The sequence below is a fragment of the Wolbachia endosymbiont of Drosophila bocki genome (genome assembly GCF_028982005.1).
Classification (GTDB): domain Bacteria; phylum Pseudomonadota; class Alphaproteobacteria; order Rickettsiales; family Anaplasmataceae; genus Wolbachia; species Wolbachia pipientis.
Genome location: NZ_JAPQLG010000218.1, coordinates 1 through 2,582, shown reverse-complemented (window position 1 = coordinate 2,582; position 2,582 = coordinate 1). Strand labels below are relative to the sequence as shown.

General features: G+C 37.2%; 3 protein-coding genes. 1 reads left to right on the top strand and 2 read right to left on the bottom strand.

The features are described 5' to 3' along the window. Positions 1-232: 232 nt before the first annotated feature. Positions 233-607 (top strand): TrbC/VirB2 family protein, encoded by a 375-nt coding sequence (locus OZD61_RS05650; RefSeq protein WP_006279664.1) that lies wholly within the window; start codon positions 233-235, stop codon positions 605-607. Here the strand turns inward: OZD61_RS05650 and OZD61_RS05645 are convergent. Both OZD61_RS05645 and OZD61_RS05640 read right to left on the bottom strand, forming a co-directional pair. Further along, complete coding sequence (locus tag OZD61_RS05645) at positions 583-1,581, bottom strand: pyruvate dehydrogenase complex E1 component subunit beta (protein ID WP_012673123.1); 999 nt, start codon at positions 1,579-1,581, stop codon at positions 583-585. The genes OZD61_RS05650 and OZD61_RS05645 overlap by 25 nt on opposite strands. 240 nt (positions 1,582-1,821) lie before the next feature. Next, entirely contained in the window at positions 1,822-2,508 is a 687-nt protein-coding gene (locus OZD61_RS05640; RefSeq protein ID WP_274980150.1) for an ATP-binding protein, read from the bottom strand. Between the last annotated feature and the right edge of the window lie 74 nt (positions 2,509-2,582).

The window sequence follows — 2,582 nt, the reverse complement described above, 5'->3', positions numbered from 1 at the left end:
AGGTTGCTTATAATTCTAACTATAGTTAGCCTTTCATAAGTAGCGATGCAACAAAGCCATTCCAGCGTCAAGCACTGGAATAATATCGTTTACTATGTCTATATTACAATATTTGTGCAGTTGTGTATCAACTACTTTTGTGGCACCGTTTGTTATTCAATCTTTATGCTAGTTTTACTAAAAATTATAGTATTTTAGGTATAATTGCAATATCTAAATTTAAGGTATAGAGATGAACCCTAGGAAAGTTTTTAATATTCTTTTTATAGTATTATTTATTTCTTTTTCTCATGTTGGGAGTGCTGCCGCTGACACTAATACTGATACAACTGCTCAAGTAATATGTAACATTATTGGCTACGTTTGGGGAATAGGCGGACCACTTATGACCGTAGTGATAATAGGTGCAGCTTTGCTTGCGATATTTGGTAGAATGCCATGGCCAGCTCTTTTTGCACTCGGTATATTTTGTGCTGTATTTTTCGGTGCTAAAACTATCGTCATAAAAGTAATGGGTGGTATAGGCGGCACTGGAAATACTTCTTTGATGGACCAATGCGGAACAGGAGACACAAAAAAGAACTATTTTTTTCTAAAACAGACCTGATGCACGGCTTCAACTATATCTTCCACTTGCGGTAATGCTTTTTTTTCTAGATTTGCAGCGTAAGGTAAGGGGATGTCCTTGCCAGTTACACGTACAACTGGAGCATCAAGGTAGTCAAATCCTTGTTCCATAACAACGGCTGACAGCTCTGCTCCTATTCCTGCAAATGGCCATCCTTCTTCTACACTAACTAACCTATTAGTCTTCTGAATAGAGTTAATAACAGTTTGAGTGTCAAGTGGTCTTAAGGTTCTGAGGTCAATAACTTCAGCTTCTATACCTTCACTCGAAAGTAAATCTGCTGCATTTAAGGCATCCATTAATTTTAATGAAAAAGCAGTGATAGTTACATCCTTTCCTTCCCGTATAACAGCAGCTTTGCCTATCTCAAGTAGATAATCTTTGTTTGATAGCTCAGAGTCAGAAACTTCATGCTCATGTCCATAAGCTATTTCGTTTTCTAGAAATATTACCGGATTAGGGTCACGAATTGCAGCTTTAAGCAGACCTCTGCAATCTGAGGCAAAATAGGGTGCTATTACTTTTAACCCCGGTATATGCGAATACCAAGCTGCAAAGCATTGAGAATGTTGTGCAGCAACTCTTGCTGCAGCGCCATTTGGTCCACGAAATACTATAGGGCATCCAAGTTGTCCGCCTGACATATAATTTGTTTTTGCTGCGGAATTCACAATTTGGTCAATAGCTTGCATAGAAAAATTAAAAGTCATGAACTCGACTATTGGCTTTAATCCAGCAAATGCCGCTCCAACAGCAAGGCCAGCAAACCCATGTTCGGTAATAGGCGTATCAACTACTCTGTTTTCTCCAAACTCTTTCAGTAATCCTTTCGTTACTTTATAAGCACCATCATACTCTGCAACTTCTTCACCCATGATAAGCACATCAGAGTCGTTTTGCATTTCTTCTCTAATTGCTGTGCATAAAGCTTCTCTTACACTTAAGGTTGCCATTTGTAAACTTTTATAGACTTTAACTAAAGTAACTATATCAGAATTACTGGGGGTAAGTAAAGTGTACAAATTAAGTTTTACAAACATCATGACCAACTCATTCCAAAAAAAAATCTTCTCACGCTTGCTGTTTTTTGTTGCTGGAAATGGCTGGATTATTTAAGCTTTTAGTAATGTATGTTGTTAAATTAATAGCAATTTATTTGGAAATAACAGAAAAATTTATGATAGTTTTATACTCTAAATAGAACAAGATACTTCTGTCTGTGTCTTCACGTTTGAAACTAACCTTATTCTATCTCTTTCTTGTTCTGGACTTAACCTGTGAAGCGCGTAACTGAAATCTTCCTCACTCACTATAAGCCGTCTTTGCGCACCAGCGCTAGTTTTTGCTTCATTCACTAATTGCTCTAATTCAGCCCCAGAATAGCCTTCAGTCTTGTCTGCAATGTCTTGGAGGTTTAGCTTTTCATCAGTTTTTGTACCTCGCATATAAAGTTCCAATATCCTTTGTCTCACCTCTATGTTTGGATTAGGGACATAAACCTTCTGACCTAAACGTCCAGGTCTAATAAGTGCTGGATCTATACCACCGATAAGGTTAGTTGCACCAATTACTATTATATCTTTTCTGCTCTTAAATCCATCTATTTCAGTTAACAACTGTGTTAAACTCTCTCGACAATGGTAAGCTGAGTTATTAGCGGTACTTCTTTTTTGAGCAACTGCATCTATTTCATCTATAAAGACTATACAAGGAGAATATTTTTTTGCTATTTTAAAAAGCTCGCGTACAGCATGTGCACCATGACCAATATATACTCCAATAATTTCAGGACCTGAGATGCTTATGAAATTCGTATTTGATTCACCTGCAATTGCACGAGCGATAAGTGTTCTACCATTTCCAGGAGGGCCATGTAATATGTGACCTCTTAGAACCTGTTAAGGATCTCGAAAATATGAGGTAAAATAAGCATAGTTAAGAAAGAGGTATATCT

Excerpts from the sequence above, each read along its gene's own strand:
- OZD61_RS05645 (WP_012673123.1), bottom strand. The coding sequence starts at position 1,581 with ATGGCAACCTTAAGTGTAAGAGAAGCTTTATGCACAGCAATTAGAGAA.
- OZD61_RS05650 (WP_006279664.1), top strand. The coding sequence starts at position 233 with ATGAACCCTAGGAAAGTTTTTAATATTCTTTTTATAGTATTATTTATT.